The following is a 16,069-nucleotide window of genomic DNA, read 5'->3' as shown; positions in this document are numbered from 1 at the left end:
ACAGGAGCGGACGGCCTGTTCGCCTCGGGAGGTGAGGTGAACAGGCCGTTCGCTCCAGGTCGTCAGCGGTCGGTGGAGGTCCAGTTGTCGGGGTGGAGGCGGTCGGCCTGGGTTTCCCCGTCGAGGAGCGTTGCGTTGCGGTCGGCGGCGAGGATGCCGTCGACGTTCACGCCGCGTCCGGTGTACTGGCCGTCCGGGGCGTAGCGCCAGCGCAGGAGCACCCGCTGCCCCGGCTCAGCCGCGACGCTGCCGCGCACCTTCCACCAGCTGCGATGTCCCGATCCGGCCAGCTGCTGCTGCACGCCCTCCGGTGCTCCCGGGCCCGTGGCGCGCACCGGTACCGGCTGCCAGTTCTTTCCGTCCACACTGGACTCCAGCAGTAGCGGGTCGACCCCGTCGGCGTCCCGCTGGGTGTCCACGAACGCGCTGAACGAGACCTGCACCGGACCGCTGACGGGGCCGAGCGGGTCGGTGGTCACCGTGCCCGCGCGGTCGGTGAACCACGAATCCGAACCGAACTCCGGCCGCACCGCCAGTGCCTGCGCCATGCCCTGCGCCAGCTCCTGCCGGGCGGCGTTGTTCGAGCCCCAGTCCCGCGACGGGTGCACGCGGTTGGTGAGCAGCACCGCGACCGTTCGCGACAGCGGGTCGATCACCAGCGACGTTCCGGTGTAGCCGGTGTGCCCGGCGGTGTGCGGGGCGCTGAGCCCGGCCATGTACCAGCGCTGGTCGAGCTCGAAGCCCAAACCGTGCGCGTTGCCCGGGAAAGCGCCGTTGAAGTTGGTCAGCATCTTCGTCACGGCGTCCTCGGACAGGATGCGGTTTCCCTGGTAGGTGCCGCCGTTGAGCAGCGCCTGTCCCAGCGTCGCCAGGTCGTCGGCGGTGGAGAAGATCCCGGCCTGGCCTGCGACGCCGCCCAGCGACCAGGCGTTCTCGTCGTGGACCTGGCCGCGCACCATGCCGCGCGGCGGATCGGCCTGGAACTCCGTGGCCGCGATGCGGTGCAGTTCGGAGGCGGGCGGGTTGTAGCCGGTGTCGCGCATGCCCAGCGGCCCGGTGATCCGCTCGGCCACCACCCGGTCCAGCGGTTCGCCGGTGACGCGCTGCACCAGCACGCCGAGCGTGATCATGTTCGGGTCGGCGTAGGTGTAGTTGGTGCCCGGCGGGTGCTCCGGGGTCAGCTGCATGACCGACGGGATCCGCTGCTCCGGCGGCAACTTCCACAGCTGCACCTCGGCCTGCAGGCCCGAGGTGTGGGTGAGCAGCTGCTCGACGGTGATGCCCTGCTTGCCGTTGACGCCGAACTCGGGCAGGTAGTCCGCGACCGGTGCGCCCAGGTCCACCTCACCGGCGTCGACCAGCTGCAGCGCCGCGATCGAGGTGAACAGCTTGCTGATCGAGGCGGCGTCGAAGATCGTGTCGGTGCGCATCGGTTCTTGCTGGTCAGCGGGCAGTTCGGTGCCCTTGCCGTCGGCGTAGCGCAGCTCCTTCCCGACGGCGTCGCGACGCACCACCACGCCGTCGTGCACCAGCAGGCTCACCGCCCCCGCGTACATCGGGTGATCGCGGCCCGGGGTCTTCTCCGTCCACGCCGCGATCTGCTGCAACGCCGCGTCGATCGGGGCCGGATCGAGTCCGACGTCGGTGGGGGAGCCGTCGCGCAGCACGGTCGCGCTGGGGGCGAACTCGTGCTGCGGGCGGTCGAACCGGCCGTCCGCGTGGCTGGGCGATGCCGTTGCCGAGCCGGCCAGCGCGGTGACCGACAGCAGCGCCACGGCCGCCAGGATCGTCCTGCCCATCGCGTTCCCCCTCGAAACCAGTCTGCGGTGCGGGTGCGGAACTTCAGCGGTACAGCAGGAACGGGTCGCGTTGCCTTCGGAAGTCCTTGACCTCGTCCTGCCAGGAATCGACGATCTCGGCGACGTCAGCGCCGCGATCGATCATGCCGCGCAACCGGTCGGAACCGGACAGCTTGTCGATCATGTCGTCCGGCCGCCAGCCGAACACCTGCGGGTACAGGCGCCGCGCGGTGACGAGCATGGCCACCGCGATCTGGATCGGATCGACCTCGCCGAGGCGGTGGACCTGCACGCCGCCGCAGGTCGCGTTGGCGTGCTTGGAGAAGGTCGGCACGAAGTAGGTCTCGCGGAACCGCACCCCGGCCAGCCCGGCCTTGTTGAGCTCCTCCGCCCACCGCCAGTCGATGCCCGGCGCGCCGATGATCTCGAACGGCCTGGTGGTGCCGCGGCCCTCGGAGAGCACAGTGCCCTCGAACAGCCCGGTTCCGGGGTACAGCGCGGCGGTGTCCTGCGTCGGCATGTTCGGGCTGGGCGGCACCCACGGCAGCCCGGTGTTCGCGGTGCGTTCCTTCCAGCCCTCCACGCGCACAACGTTGAGCTGCGGCAGCGGTTCTGGCAAGTACGCGCGGTCGAACATCCTGGCCAGCTCGCCGACGGTCATCCCGTGCTGCTGCACGATCGGCAGCAACCCGACGCCGGAGGCGAACCGCGGGTCCAGCCGCGGCCCGGCGACCTGGGCGCCGATCGGGTTCGGCCGGTCCAGCACCAGGAACGAGGCCCCGATCTGCTGCGCGGCCTGCATCGCGGTGTACATCGTCCAGATGTAGGTGTAGAAGCGGGCGCCGACGTCGGCGATGTCGAAGACGACCTGCTCGACGCCCGCCTTGCGGAACATCCCGGCCAGCTTCGCCGCGTCGGCCCCGTACGCGTCGTACACCGGCAGACCGGTGCGCGGGTCGCGGTAGTCGCCCTCGGAACCGCCTGCCTGCGACGTGCCGCGGAAGCCGTGCTCGGGCCCGAACACCGCGGCGATGTCCACCGCACCGCTGGCGTGCATGACGTCGACGACGTGCTCCAACGACGACAGCACGCCGGTGGGGTTGGTCACCACGCCGATGCGCCGGCCCCGGACGTCCTCCCAGTTCCGGGCGGCGAGCACGTCCGCGCCGGTGCTGACCTCGAAGCCGAGGTCGGTGGACTGCTGCGGCGCGGCGCACGCGGAGCTCGACGCGAGCCCGACCGCGGGCACCGCCAGCGCGGCCGCGGTCAGCAGTCCGCGGCGGTTGACCTGGAACTCAGCCACCGGCCGTCACCAGCCCAGGCCGTGGCCGAAGGGGTAGGCGTCGGTGCCGGGCTGGTTCGGGTCGGGCACCGGGACCGGCAGCTTGCCGGTCGGGGCGATCTCGCCGAAGAGCACCTTGGTCAGCGATTCCATCGCCACCGCCTTGTCCGAGTAGGTGGCGACCCAAGCGGGCAGGTCGACGTGGCCCGCGTCGTAGGGGTCGCGGACGGCGGCCGCGACGACGGGCTTGCCGGTCTGCTGCAACGCGCGGACCAGGTCGAGCTGCCCGGCGTTGGCCTCGCTCCAAGCGGCGTTGGTGAGCACGACCGTCACGTCGTTCTGCTTGGCCTGCTCGACGGCCTGGTCGATCTGCTCCTTGGTCGGCTGCAGACCCGTTGCCAGCGCTGAGGTTTGCGGCCCGCGCGCGCCGATCTGCTTGGCCAGCGCTGCCGTGGCGTCGTCACCAGCACCGGTCACGAACATCTTGCCCGGCTTCTTCAGCGGCAGGACGCCGTCGTTGCGCAGCAGTGTCGTGGTGCGATCGGTGATCGCCTGCGCCTGGTCCAGGTGCTCCTTGCTGCCGACGAACCGGTCCACTTTGGACACATCGACGAACGGGTTGGCCAGCACTCCGCGGCCTTCCTTGAGCGCCAGGACGCGCGCCACGCTCTGGTCGATGCGCTGCTCGCTGAGCTCCCCGCTGCGCACCGCGTTGAGCACGCCGTCGATGGCGGCCTGCAGGTCGTTCGGCATCAGCAGCATGTCCGCACCGGCTTTGAGTGCCAGCACCGGGATCTCCGGGTCCGGGTGCTTCTGCCGCACGCCCTCCATCTTCAGCGAGTCGGTGATGATCACGCCCTTGAAGCCGAGCTCCTCGCGGAGCATCCCGGTGAGCACCTTCGGCGACAGCGTCGAGGGCTCGCCGGAGTCGTCGAGCTTGGGCACCACGATGTGCGCGCTCATCACCGCGTCCGTGGCGGCGCCGATGGCCTCCTTGAACGGCGGCGCGTCCAGCTGCTCCCACTGCTGGCGGTCGTGCTCGATCACCGGCAGCGCGGTGTGGCTGTCCTGGTTGGTGTCGCCGTGGCCGGGGAAGTGCTTGACCGCGGCCGACACCGTCTCGCCCGGCTTGGCGGAGTCCTCGTAGCCGCGGACCTGCGCGGCGGTGAGCTGCGCGGCCAGCGCCGGGTCGGAGGAGAAGGAGCGCACCCCGATCACCGGGTTGGCCGGGTTGACGTTGACGTCACCACTCGGCGCGAAGTCCTGGTTGAGCCCCATCGCGCGCAGTTCCTGGCCGGTGATCGCGGCGGCGCGCTCGGCGTCCTCCGGGGAGCGGCCGGCGCCGAGCGCCATGTTGCCGGGGAACTGGGTCGCGGGCTCGTGGATCCGGGTGACCTGGCCCTGCTCCTGGTCGGTGGAGATCAGCAGCGGCACCTTGGCCCCCGAGTTGACCGCGGCGTTCTGCAACCCGTTGGACAACTCGGCGATCTGCTTCGGCTCGTAGAGGCTGCTGGTCCAGGAGAAGTGGATGATGCCGCCGAGGTGGTACTTCTGCACCACCTGGGCCGGCGTGTCGACGCCGAACTCCTCCTTGTTCTTGGGGTCCGCGGTGTCCGCGGTGCGCCCGTAGGCGTAGGTGACGAAGAGCTGCCCCACCTTCTCCTCGAGCGTCATCTCCTTGAGCAGATCGGCGGGTCGGTGCGGCGCGGACGCACCACCGGTGGCCGTGAGCGTCACCGCTCCGACGGCCAGGGCGCTGAGCGCGATCGCGGCGCGGCGCGTGCGGGTCTTCGGGGACACGTTCGCCTCCCTGCGGGGCGGATCTTCGCCAGACGGGTAAGAGTTCACCACGAAATCGGACGATTTCGGAAGTTACTCACGACATCACGGCCGGTCAACGAAATCGGATCGGCGTGGGCGAAAGACGCCACGGCTGGAGGAAGGCAGAAATACGGCGGAGCCCGCCGATCGGATCGGCGGGCTCCGCCCCACTGCGCGAGTACTCGGGTTACCAAGCGTGCACTCTGTCGTAACTTCCGGGCTAGGCGTCCGGCGTCCCGGTACGCAACCCCGTGGAACGACCAGCCTTGTGTGCGGCAACGCGTGGGTGCTCCAAGCCTCGCACGCGGAGGTCTGATCGGGGTGGACGTTACTTCTCCTCCGTAACGTCCCTGGCCAATCAGCGTCCGCACCTCCATTTGTAGACGGTGACGCCCGTCACTGCAAGGGCTTCGAGCGCTGTCGACGTCGCGACTTCGCAGACTGGCGATCATCGCGCGCTTTGCGGTATGGCGTCAGCGAAATCGCGGGTCAGCGACGACGTCGCCAGGCGCGCAATCCCCACCACGCGGCGCCGGCCGCGGCGACCGCGCCCATCCCGACCCCGGCCGCGGTGACCGCCGCGCGCGAGGGGGTGGGGATCCGGGCCCGCAGCGACACCGGGTGGTCGAAGGCCAGCGACGGCCAGCCGCGCTGCACCGCTTCCTTGCGCAGCGCGCGGTCCGGGTTGATCACGGTGGGGTGCCCGACGGCTTCCAGCAGCGGCAGGTCGGTGATCGAGTCGGAGTACGCGTGGCACTCGGAGAGGTCGTAGCCGTTCTGCTCGGCGAGCTCGTTGGCGGCGATCGCCTTGTTCTCCGCCGAGCAGTAGAAGTCGACCTCGCCGGTGTAGCGGCCGTCGGCCACCACCATCCGGGTGCCCGACCAGTGGTCGGCGCCGAGCAGCTTCGAGATCGGGGCGACGACCTCCTCGCCGGAGGCCGACAGCACGACGATGTCGTGGCCCTGCTCCTGGTGCTCGGCGATCAGCTGGGTGGCTTCCTTGTAGACCAGCGGATCGACGATGTCGTGCAGGGTTTCCTCGACGATCGCGTTGACCTGCTCGACGTCCCAGCCGGAGCACAGCGACGTGATGTGCGCGCGCATCCGGTCCATCTGATCGGTGTCGGCACCGGCCAGCATGAACACGAACTGGGCGTAGGCGCTCTTGAGCACGGCCCGCCGGTTGATCAGTCCCTCTTGGAAGAACGGTCGGCTGAAGGCGAGCGTGCTCGACTTGGCGATGATCGTCTTGTCCAGGTCGAAGAACGCTGCCACCCGGCGGCCGGTGTGGGGCGAGGGGTTCGCGGGCTCTGTCACGCCGCACAGCATACGAGCTGCGGCGGGTCGATCGCGGGCCGCGCACGGGCCGTGGCCCGTACCGGTGTTATTTCACGCTGCGTGCATTCTGGCTCGGGTATTCCGGCTAGCGGGATACATTTCTTGACTCGAATGATTGCTTGCGTCTGATAGGTGCGCACCGAGAGCAATAACGTTCCCTCAAATGGACGGGGGGCATTGCGAGCGATCTGCGGGATACAGTGTGTGGAGTCCGGTCCGCCGGACTGGTTCAGCTCGACCCCCCGGAGCTGAACTGACGACGGCCCCCGCCCCTCCCCCCTGGCGGGGGTCGTCCCATTTCTGCGGTAGCTCCCCTGCGCGTCAGATGCGCGATTCTCGGAGTCGGCCGAGCGCGGCGGTCACGCCTGCGGGGTGGGTTTCGAGGTCTGCGATCGCAATGGGAAATCGAAATTCCGAGGTTTTTTCGGAATGCGGCGGATCGGTATGCGTTGCGGACTCGTCTTGTGCCGCGGGGGGTTCCGCTACCTGCGTTGCGGTGCGAGGCGTCCGGCAATCGCTTCTCTCGCAACCCTTTCGTGTAGTCGGAGTTGTCCACAGAGAACTGATTTGTCCACAGATTTCGAAAACCTCCTTGGCAGGAGTCGAAGTTCGGTGCACCGTGGTTGTCGAGCGGCCCGTTCGGGGTTTTCCGCTCCGATCCTCGATTCACCGGAAGGCTTTTGTCATGACTGCTGCACGTCCACTTCTTGTTGTGCGAGATGGCGACCTGGCCGAAGAAGTTTCGCGCCTGGCCGCCGCGTCCTGCGGTGAACTGGTGCGCGCCGGAGAACTGTCCGCACCGGCTTGGCGCGCGGCGCCGTTGGTGCTGCTCGACGCGGCTGCCGCAGCCGCCGGAGTAGCAGGTGGGTTGCCGCGAAGACGCGGCGTCGTCGTGCTCTGCCGAGATCCGACGCCGGAGCTGTGGCGGGTCGCGTTCGAGATCGGCGCGGACCAGGTGATCACCCTGCCCGCCCAGGAGACGGCGCTGATCGAGCTGCTGGCCGATGCGGCGGACAGCCCGCCGCAGGACGGCCGGGTCCTCGCGGTGCTGGGCGGTTGCGGAGGCGCTGGAGCGTCAGTGCTGGCCGCTGCTGCCGCGGTGCTCGCCGCTCGCGGTGGCGCGCGTGCGCTGCTGGTGGACTGCGATCCGCTGGGCGGCGGTGTCGACCTCGCGGTGGGCGCCGAGGCGGACGAGGGTTTGCGCTGGTCGGGGCTGGCGGTCAACGCCGGTCGGCTCGGGGCGAGCGCGCTGCACCAGGCGCTGCCCGAACGCCGGATCGGCTCTGGCGCGATCACGGTGCTGTCCTGCGATCGCGGCGGACCGTCCAGCGGGCTGACCCCGGAAGGCGTGCGAGCGGTGCTGGCGGCCGGTCGGCGCGCTGGCGATGTCGTGGTGTGCGACGTGCCGCGCGTCCTATCGGAGCCGGCTGCTGCCGCGCTGCGCGAGGCCGATCTCGCGGTGGTCGTCGTGCCAGCGGAGGTCCGCGCGGTGGCGGCGGCCGAGCGGGTCGTGGCGGCGGCCGGGGAGCACGCCGCGGGCCCCGTCCGCTTGGTCGTGCGCGGCCCCGCGCCAGGTGGACTCCGGTCGGCCGATGTGGTGCGAGCGGTGGGCGCCGAGGTTCTGGCCACCATGAGGCCAGAACCGCAGCTGCCGGCGCTCGTGGACTGCGGTGGGCTGGCGCGGCTGCGCCGTCGCGGTCCGGTGGCCCGAGCGGCCCGGCAGGTGCTGGCCGCGCTCGAACCGGCCTGAACCTTCTCGACGAGTTTTCCCCTGCGTTGAAAGGAGAGTCATGTCCACGAGTCGTGTTCTGGAACCGGCGGTCGGCGGTGCGGTGGACGGCGAGCTGCTGGCCCGGGTCCGCAACCGGCTGGTCGGTAGCGGTTCCGCCTTGACCTCCAGCGCCGTCGCCTCCGCGGTCCGCGAGGAATCCGGCGGGCTGGTGGCCGATGCCGATGTGCTCGCCGCACTTCGCCTTGTGCAGCAGGAGTTTCGCGGTGCCGGAGTGCTGGAACCGCTGCTGCACGACCCGGAGGTGTGCGACGTGCTGGTGACCGCGCCGAACAAGGTCTGGGTGGATCGCGGCAACGGCCTCCAGCGGGCTGCGGTGCGCTTCGCCGACGAGGACGCGGTGCGGCGCTTGGCGCAGCGCCTCGCGATGTCCACCGGCCGTCGGCTCGACGACGCGCAACCGTGGGTCGACGCCTGGCTACCGCAGGAGAGCACCTCCGGTGCGGTGCGGCTGCACGCGGTCCTGCCGCCGGTGGCGGGCGAGGGGACCTGCATCTCGCTGCGCATCCTCCGCCCGGCGGCGCACGACCTGGCCGCGCTGCAGCAATCGGGCGCGTTCGACGGGCCGACCGCGCAGGTGCTGCGCGAGGTAGTCGCCGCGCGGTTGGCATTCCTGGTGGTCGGTGGCACGGCGAGCGGGAAGACGACGTTGCTGGCGGCGATGTTGGGCGAGGTCGCCGAGACCGAGCGGATCGTCTGCGTCGAGGAGGCCGCCGAGCTGCACCCGAGCCATCCGCACGTGGTCCGGCTGCTCACCCGGCCGCCGAACGTCGAAGGCGTCGGCGAGATCCAGGTCCGCGACCTGGTGCGCCAAGCCCTGCGGATGCGGCCGGATCGGCTGATCGTCGGCGAGGTGCGCGGCGGCGAGGTCCGGGAGCTGCTGGCGGCGCTGAACACCGGCCACGACGGGGGCGGGGGCACGCTGCACGCGAATTCTCCGCAGGAGGTCCCGGCCCGGATGGAAGCGTTGGCCGCGCTGGGCGGGCTGTCGCGCACGGCGCTGCACAGCCAACTTGCCGCGGCCGTGCAGGTGGTGCTGCACGTTCGGCGGAGCGCGCAGCGGGGCCGGTACCTGGCCGGTATCGGCGTGATGCGGAGCGACGGGGAGCGGGTCCAGGTCGTTCCGGCCTGGCAGCGCGACGGCGGCTGGGCATCGGGCCGTGCGGACTTGGCCGCGCTGTTGTCGGCGAGGGGCGGTGCGTTGCCGTGCTGATCCCCGTGCTGCTGGCCGCAGCGGTGCTGTGCTGGCCGGTGGTCCGCTCCCGCGACCGGCTCGGGGTTCGAACGCGGCCAGCGCTCGGACCGGTGCGCCACGCGCGGTTGCTCGTGGTGCTGGTGTCATCGGTCGTCGGGCTCGTCCTAGCTGGTCCGGCAGGCCTTTTCGCGGGATCGGGGCTGGCGCTGCTCGGCGTGCACCACTGGCAGTCCGTGTGGCGGAGGCGGGATCGGCTCGCCCGTGCCGACGAGCTGACCGCTGGGCTGCGGCTGCTGGTGGCTCAACTGCGGGCGGGTGCGCATCCCGCGTCGGCGGCGGAAGGTGCTGCGGACGAGGCCGGACCGGCGGTCGCGGGAGTTTTCCGGGACATGGCCGCAACGGTGCGGCTCGGCGGGGACGTGGCCACCGTCCTGCGCGGATGCGAGCTCGTCGAGTTGCGCGCGCCGCTGGGGCGGATCGCCAGGGCGTGGGCGTTGGCGGAACGGCACGGCGTCGCGCTGGCCGACCTGCTCGACGCGGTCCGTCGCGATGTCGAGCGGCGCTCGGCGTTCCGCCGCGGGGTCGAGGCGAAGCTGGCCGGTCCGCGCTCGACGGCAGCGGTGCTCACCGGGTTGCCGATCTGCGGCCTGCTGTTCGGCGAAGCAATCGGATCGGGGCCGCTCGAGGTGCTCAACGGTGGACTGGTGGGACAGCTGTTGTTGCTGGTGGGCGTGGCCCTGCTGGCGGCTGGGGCGATCTGGACGTTGCGGCTGACCGAGGCGGTGCAGTCATGATCGAAGTCGCCCCGGTGCTCGCGGCGGTTGCGGTGCTGATCGCCCCCACCGCGTCGGGACGGGAAAGGCTGCGGTCGCTGCGTCCGCGATCCCGGCCGAAGCAGCGGGCGTCCGCCGTCGCGTGGCTGCTCCCGCTGGCCGTGGGATCGGTCGCCGTGCAGGTGTTCGGCCTGGTCATGGGGGTCCTGATCGGCTTGGCCGCGGCGATCGCCGCGCGCCGGTGGTCGGTGGCCCGAAGACGCGAGCGCACCGATCCGCTGGTGCTGGCGGCCGGCTGGGACCTGCTCGCCGCCGGAATGCGGGCAGGACTGCCGGTGCCGGTGGTCGTGCAGGCGGTGGCCGACGAACTCGCCGGCGCCGCGCGCCGAACCCTGCGCGAGGTCGCCGATCACCTCGCGCTCGGATCGGACGCGGTGACGAGCTGGGAACCGGCGCTGTCGAACCCGGACACCGCCGAGCTCGCCCGCGCGGCGAGGCGAACGGCCCGCACCGGCCAGGGCCTGGCCGAGGTGGCCGCCGAGCTGGCCGAGCACGCCCGCGCCACGGTCACCGAGCAGGCCGAAGCACGTGCCCAACGAGCGACGGTGTGGATCTCCGCGCCGCTGGGCCTGTGCTTCCTGCCCGCGTTCCTGTGCCTCGGCGTGGTCCCCGTGGTCATGGGAACTCTGCATCGGCTGACCGTGCCCTGGTGATCGACAAATCCACTGTGGACATTTGGAGGAGAGATGGTGGATCTGCACTTCCCCGTTCGCCGGCTGCGCGCGTTGCTGCGCGGCGACGGCGGGATGACGACGGCTGAGTACGCGATGGGGACGGTGGCGGCGGTCGCCTTCGCCTCGCTGCTGTTCGACATCGTCACCGGCGGCACGATCAAGGACGCGCTCGCCGGTCTCATCGAGCGCAGCCTGGAGGGTGGCGAGGTCTGATGACCGCACAGGTGGCTCCGGTGCCGCACGGCGCCGGAGCGCCCGACCGCGGCGCGGTGACGGTCGAAGCCGCACTGGGCATCTGCTCGGTGGTGGCGGTGTTCGTGCTGGCCCTGGTCGGTGCCAACGCGCTGATCGGCCACCTCCGCTGCACGGACGCGGCGGTCGAGGCAGCTCGCCTGGCGGCGCGCGGAGACCAGGCGCGCGTCGAAGAAGCGGTCCGCCGGATAGCACCGGCAGGTGCGGCGCTGGAGATGCAGGTCGACGGAGACGTCGTCCGCGCGGAGGTGAGCATGCCGCTGCCCGCCCAGCTGTCCGGGCGCTGGCTGCACGCGCGGGCGGTGGCCGTGCTGGAACCGGGCGTCGAAGGGCAGGTGGTGCGATGAGCGGCGATCGGGGAGCGGCCACTGCGTTGTCCGCGATCCTCGCGCTGGCACTGCTCGCGCTGCTCGTGTTCGTCGTCCACCTCGGTGCGGCCGTCACTGCTCGGCACCGGGCGGAAGGTGCTGCCGACCTGGCGGCGTTGGCCGCCGCAGCGCACGCGCCGCGCGGGCCGGAAGTGGCGTGCGAGCGGGCTGCGGAAGTCGCCGACGGCATGCGCGTCGCGGTCGTCGAGTGCCGATTGGAGGGCTGGAACGCCCGCGTGACCGTTCAAGCTGATCTTCCCGCGACTCCGCCGTTCGGCGGAAAGGCCAGCGCACGGGCGCACGCAGGGCCGATCGACGGGTGATCGGGGTAGCCACGACGAACGGTCGATGAACGGTTGGGGAAGTCCGCGCCATCAGTGCTTCCGAAACCGTTCATCCAGATGATCTTTCTGCTGACGTGTTCCGCCCGAGCGCGTTCGTCGCGGCTGAACGACCGGTCGCCGACGCGGGGTGTACTCGGCGGGGTGGCATGCCGTTGATTAGAGGTGTGAGCGGGACGACTCAACGAGTTCACGACAACGAGGTCGAGAACAGGTGGTTCCCCCGAAGACCACCGGTCAACCGCCCACTGTGGAGCAAGGAGGCGGAACAGATGCAATGGTCGGCGGAGAGGTGGCAGAGCGCCTTCCGCGGCGTCCCGGCCCACCCGGCCGGGTTGACCAGCAGCCGGATCGAACTGCGCGTGCAGGCAATCGGATTCGCTTCGCGCGGTTGGCCGGTGCTTCCCGGAACCTATCCCGATGGAGACCACTGGATCGGCCGGCACGGTCGCCAGGAGCACGGCCCGATGCCGGTGCACCGCGACTGGCAGACCCGGCTGGGCACCAACCCCGACGAGGTGACGGCCTGGTGGGCCGAGCACCCCTACAGCCTGCTGATCGCGACCGGCAGCACGGTCGACGCGCTCGAGGTCGACCCGGTCCTCGGCCGGGCCGGAGCCTCGGTGCTGCGCGCCCTCGGCTTCCCGGTGCCGATCGTGGCGACCCCGAAGGGACGCTGGTACTTCATGATGGCCGGTGGTGGTGAACTCGCCCCCGAGCTGGCCGACGTGCCCGGAATCCGCTTGCACGGCAAGGGGAGCTGGGTGCCCATGCCACCCTCCGCCTACCCGGGCGGTTCGGTGCACTGGAGGGTCAAGCCGGAGGTCTGCGCCTGGCGGCTGCCCACTCCGGACTTCGTGCAGGAAGCGCTCTGCACGGGTCGGGAGAACCTCGAGAACGACCCAGACGTGGCGGAACTCCTCGCGGCGAGCAGCTAACCCTGCCGACCGTGCTGGCGCCGAGCGGATCGGCATCCGCGCCCGGGCTCCCCGACACGACCGGACACGCACACATCCGAGCACGCAACGGTTCCTCTGTGCTCAAGACCCGTTGTGGACGGTCGTGCAGCCCAGCCGATCCTCACCCAGCGCCACCCCCGAGCACGGTCGACACCGCGTCGAGAACAGCCACCGCCCCCGCCTTGTCCAGCGGTTCGTTGCCGTTCCCGCACTTGGGCGACTGAACGCAGGACGGGCACCCAGCCGGGCAATCGCAGGAAGCGATCGCTTCCCGCGTCGCGGCCAACCAAGGGATCAATGCGGCAAAACCGCGATCGGCGAATCCGGCCCCTCCCGGATGCCCGTCGTGCACGAACACCGTTGCCTCCCCGGTGTCGACGTGCATCGCGGTGGACACCCCGCCGATGTCCCAACGATCACAGGTCGCGAACAGCGGTAGCAGGCCGATCGCCGCGTGCTCGGCGGCATGCAGCGCACCGGGGATGCGCGCCGGATCCAGCCCGGCGCCCCCCGGTGCGCTGCTCATCAGCAACTCGGAGCTGACCGTGTACCAGACGGCGCGGGTCAGCAGGGTTTGCGCCGGGAGGTCCAACGCGACCTGGTCCAGCACCTGCCCGGACGGACGTTTCCGCAGGTAGCCGACGACCTGCGAGGTCACTTCCACCTCGCCCAGGCAGATCGTCACACCCCGTCCGGTGTCCTGGCGCTCGATGGTCCGCAGCACCGAGATGTCCACGACGTTGCGCGGCGAGGTCGTCCAGTCCGGACTCTCCGGGTGCACCAGCGCGATACCGGTCTCCAGGTCCAGGTCGTCGACCACGAACGATTCGCCGCGGTGCAGGTACACCGCGCCCGGGTGCACGGTGCCGCAGGCGGAATCCGGATCCACCGTGCCCAGCATCCGGCCGGAATCGCCCTCCACCACCGCGACCGGGTGCCCGCCGGCGCCGCGCAGCTCCACCGTCCGGTGTGGACGTTCCCGGGAGGTCCAGAACCAGCCGTGCGGGCGTTTGCGCAGCACGCCGTCCGCGGTGAGCGCCTGCACCGCGAGCTGCGCGGGTTCGCCGCCGAAGATCTCGAACGACGTCTCGTCGAGCGGCAGTTCCGCGGCTGCGCAGGCCAGGTGCGGTTCGAGCACGTACGGGTTGGTCGGGTCGAGCACCGTGGCCTCGACCGGCCGGTCCAGCATCGCGGGCGGGTGGTGCACCAGGTAGGTGTCCAGCGGATCGTCCCTGGCCACGAACACCACCAGCGCGCCTTCGCCGTCCCGCCCGGCGCGACCGGCCTGCTGCCAGAACGAGGCGAGGGTGCCCGGGTAACCGGCGACCACCACGGCGTCGAGCCCGGCGATGTCGACGCCCAGCTCCAGCGCGTTGGTGGTCGCCACCGCGAGCAGTTCGCCGGTGAGCAGCGAGCGCTCCAGCTCGCGCCGGTCCTCGGGCAGGTATCCCCCGCGGTAGGAGGCGACCTTGGCGGGCAAGTCATCGTCCACTTCGGACAGAGCGCGCTGCGCGGCGATCGCGGCCAGCTCGACACCGCGCCGGGATCGGATGAACGCCAGCGTCCGGGCGTCCTCGATGACCAGCTCCGTCATGATCCGCGCCGCCTCGGTGCCCGCGGCCCGGCGCACCGGGGCGCCGTTCTCGCCGAGGATTTCCTCCAGCAGCGGCGGTTCCCAGAGCGCGATGGTCCGGGCTCCGCGCGGTGAGCCGTCGTCGGTGATGGCGCGGCAGGGCACTCCGGTGAGGCGTTCGGCCAGCGCATCCGGATCGGACACGGTTGCGGAAGCGAGCACGAAGACCGGGTCGGCGCCGTAGTGCTGCGCGATCCGGCGCAGTCGGCGCAGCAGCAGCGCGACGTGCGACCCGAACACGCCGCGGTAGGTGTGGCACTCGTCGACCACGATGTGGGTGAGCCGCCGGAAGAACCGGGCCCAGCGGCCGTGGCCGGGCAGGATCCCGTAGTGCAGCATGTCCGGGTTGGTGAAGATCCACCGGCCGTGCGCGCGGATCCAGTCCCGCTCGACCTGCGCGGTGTCCCCGTCGAAGGCGGCCGCGCGGACCTCCTTCAGCCCGAGCTCGTCGACGGTGCGCAGCTGATCGGCGCCCAGAGCCTTGGTGGGCGCGAGGTAGAGCGCGGTCGCGCGGTCGTCTTCGAGCAGCCGGGCCAGCACCGGCAGCTGGTAGACCAGCGACTTGCCCGATGCCGTGCCGGTGGCGACCACGACGTGCTCGCCGGCCCGGACGGCTTCGGCGCCTTCGACCTGGTGCACCCACGGCCGTTCGGCGCCGCGGTCGCGGAGGGCGTCGACCAGCTGCGGCGAGGCCCACTCCGGCCAGTCGGCGGTGCGGGCCGGGCGGTTCGGCAGCTGCGCGACGTGGCGGATCGGTGATTCGCCGGTCGGCACCCCGGCCAGCACGCGGTCGAGCAACCGCTTCCCTGTGTTCTGGTCCGCTGCGCGCACACCAGCGAGCCTCGCACAGCCGGGTGTCAGGCCTGCGCACGAGTTCCCGGTTCTCGCAGTCGTGTCGGTATCGCTCGATCGGTTGGTTCTGGCCATCCGGTCGGGGAGCCCGCTGGCAGCCGTCGAACCGCGGCGGATCCTGCGAGGGCGCATCCTATACCTCATGTCACCCGATCGGTCCAAATCAAGATCGGCCCGTCTGGGTGATCAAGTTGGCTACTGGATCGATCAATCGATAACAAATTCCCACGTCGGAGAGAGGTGCACATCACACCGTGAGGTAAGCCACTTGTGGCCTGAATAGACTTCCGATCCACGACGTCGCCACGGACGGCCAGCGGACGATTACCGGCCGTGCGGGCGGGGCCGCCTACCGCGCACTGGAGCCGGTCGAGAACGGCGGGCATTCCGGTGCTGAACCGAGCACAACCCAGGAGGACGGATGTCCCTGCTCACCCCGGTCCAGCACGGCTGGGCCCAGGGCGCTGCACCACCGAGCTCGCAATCCCGGATGAACCTCGCCCAACAAGCCTCCGGAATCGAACTCGGCGGCGCCGAGTACGCGGTCGTCGGCGTGGTCATGGTGATCGCCGTGGCCGCGCTGGCCTTCGGATACGTCCTGATCAAGGAGGTGCTGGCCGCCGGACAGGGCACGGCCAAGATGCAGGACATCGCCCGAGGCGTGCAGGAAGGCGCCTCGGCCTACCTCAACCGGCAGTTCCGCACCCTGGCGATCTTCGCGGTGGTCGTGTTCCTGCTGCTGTTCGCGCTGCCCGCGGAGACCATCGGCGAGCAGATCGGCCGTTCGATCTTCTTCCTGTTCGGTGCCGCGTTCTCAGCCGCCATCGGCTACCTCGGCATGTGGCTGTCCACCCGCGCGAACGTGCGCGTCGCGGCGGCCGCCCGCGAAGCCGGTGAGGGGCGCGAGAAGGCGATGCGCGTCGCGTTCCGCAC

14 protein-coding genes are annotated in these 16,069 nt (G+C 70.9%); 9 read left to right on the top strand and 5 right to left on the bottom strand.

What is annotated here, in order from left to right:
- Window positions 1-62: 62 nt before the first annotated feature.
- The 4 genes from ABTZ89_RS21925 to ABTZ89_RS21910 form a co-directional block, all read right to left on the bottom strand.
- Window positions 63-1,799: a serine hydrolase domain-containing protein gene (locus tag ABTZ89_RS21925; RefSeq protein ID WP_351047592.1), complete on the bottom strand. Its 1,737-nt coding sequence runs from the start codon at window positions 1,797-1,799 to the stop codon at window positions 63-65.
- A 43-nt stretch (window positions 1,800-1,842) separates the two neighbouring features.
- Window positions 1,843-3,102, bottom strand: coding sequence for an exo-beta-N-acetylmuramidase NamZ family protein (locus ABTZ89_RS21920; protein ID WP_351047590.1), 1,260 nt, complete (start codon window positions 3,100-3,102; stop codon window positions 1,843-1,845).
- Between the two features lie 6 nt (window positions 3,103-3,108).
- Window positions 3,109-4,881 carry a glycoside hydrolase family 3 protein gene (locus tag ABTZ89_RS21915; protein WP_351047587.1) on the bottom strand — a complete coding sequence of 591 codons (1,773 nt, stop codon included), beginning with the start codon at window positions 4,879-4,881 and terminating at the stop codon, window positions 3,109-3,111.
- 510 nt (window positions 4,882-5,391) lie between these two features.
- The gene (locus ABTZ89_RS21910) at window positions 5,392-6,231 is read right to left on the bottom strand and encodes an HAD family hydrolase (RefSeq protein WP_408641781.1); all 840 of its coding nucleotides are present in this window, start codon (window positions 6,229-6,231) and stop codon (window positions 5,392-5,394) included.
- 694 nt (window positions 6,232-6,925) lie between these two features.
- Between ABTZ89_RS21910 and ssd the strand changes: the two genes are divergently transcribed.
- The 8 genes from ssd to ABTZ89_RS21870 all read left to right on the top strand — a co-directional run bounded on the left by ssd (window position 6,926) and on the right by ABTZ89_RS21870 (window position 12,630).
- Window positions 6,926-7,990 carry a septum site-determining protein Ssd gene (ssd, locus tag ABTZ89_RS21905; protein ID WP_351047583.1) on the top strand — a complete coding sequence of 355 codons (1,065 nt, stop codon included), beginning with the start codon at window positions 6,926-6,928 and terminating at the stop codon, window positions 7,988-7,990.
- Between the two features lie 40 nt (window positions 7,991-8,030).
- Window positions 8,031-9,242: a TadA family conjugal transfer-associated ATPase gene (locus ABTZ89_RS21900; RefSeq protein ID WP_351047581.1), complete on the top strand. Its 1,212-nt coding sequence runs from the start codon at window positions 8,031-8,033 to the stop codon at window positions 9,240-9,242.
- Window positions 9,236-10,018, top strand: a complete 783-nt coding sequence (locus ABTZ89_RS21895; protein WP_351047579.1) for a type II secretion system F family protein — start codon at window positions 9,236-9,238, stop codon at window positions 10,016-10,018. The genes ABTZ89_RS21900 and ABTZ89_RS21895 overlap by 7 nt, the downstream gene beginning before the upstream one ends.
- A complete protein-coding gene (locus ABTZ89_RS21890; RefSeq protein WP_351047576.1) occupies window positions 10,015-10,710 on the top strand; it encodes a type II secretion system F family protein in 696 nt (231 codons plus the stop codon). Before ABTZ89_RS21895 ends, ABTZ89_RS21890 begins: the two co-directional genes overlap by 4 nt.
- Before the next feature lie 33 nt (window positions 10,711-10,743).
- Window positions 10,744-10,944, top strand: coding sequence for a DUF4244 domain-containing protein (locus tag ABTZ89_RS21885; RefSeq protein ID WP_270947408.1), 201 nt, complete (start codon window positions 10,744-10,746; stop codon window positions 10,942-10,944).
- Window positions 10,944-11,330, top strand: a complete 387-nt coding sequence (locus tag ABTZ89_RS21880) for a TadE family type IV pilus minor pilin (protein WP_351047572.1) — start codon at window positions 10,944-10,946, stop codon at window positions 11,328-11,330. Before ABTZ89_RS21885 ends, ABTZ89_RS21880 begins: the two co-directional genes overlap by 1 nt.
- Window positions 11,327-11,674: an Rv3654c family TadE-like protein gene (locus ABTZ89_RS21875; RefSeq protein ID WP_270947406.1), complete on the top strand. Its 348-nt coding sequence runs from the start codon at window positions 11,327-11,329 to the stop codon at window positions 11,672-11,674. Before ABTZ89_RS21880 ends, ABTZ89_RS21875 begins: the two co-directional genes overlap by 4 nt.
- Window positions 11,675-11,964: 290 nt before the next feature.
- Entirely contained in the window at window positions 11,965-12,630 is a 666-nt protein-coding gene (locus ABTZ89_RS21870; protein WP_270947405.1) for a bifunctional DNA primase/polymerase, read from the top strand.
- Window positions 12,631-12,772: 142 nt separating this feature from the next.
- On the opposite strand, the gene ABTZ89_RS21865 is transcribed toward ABTZ89_RS21870, so the two are convergent.
- On the bottom strand, window positions 12,773-15,115 hold the full coding sequence (locus tag ABTZ89_RS21865) for a DEAD/DEAH box helicase (protein ID WP_351047568.1): 2,343 nt from the start codon (window positions 15,113-15,115) through the stop codon (window positions 12,773-12,775).
- Between the two features lie 442 nt (window positions 15,116-15,557).
- Here ABTZ89_RS21865 and ABTZ89_RS21860 point away from each other — a divergent pair.
- Window positions 15,558-16,069, top strand: a 512-nt coding sequence (locus ABTZ89_RS21860) for a sodium/proton-translocating pyrophosphatase (protein WP_351047565.1), incomplete at its 3' end; no start/stop codon positions are given.

It is taken from the genome of Saccharopolyspora sp. NPDC002686 (assembly GCF_040295745.1).
In the GTDB taxonomy this organism is placed as follows: Bacteria; Actinomycetota; Actinomycetes; order Mycobacteriales; family Pseudonocardiaceae; genus Saccharopolyspora; species Saccharopolyspora oryzae.
This window is presented reverse-complemented; position numbering and strand designations above follow the sequence as displayed.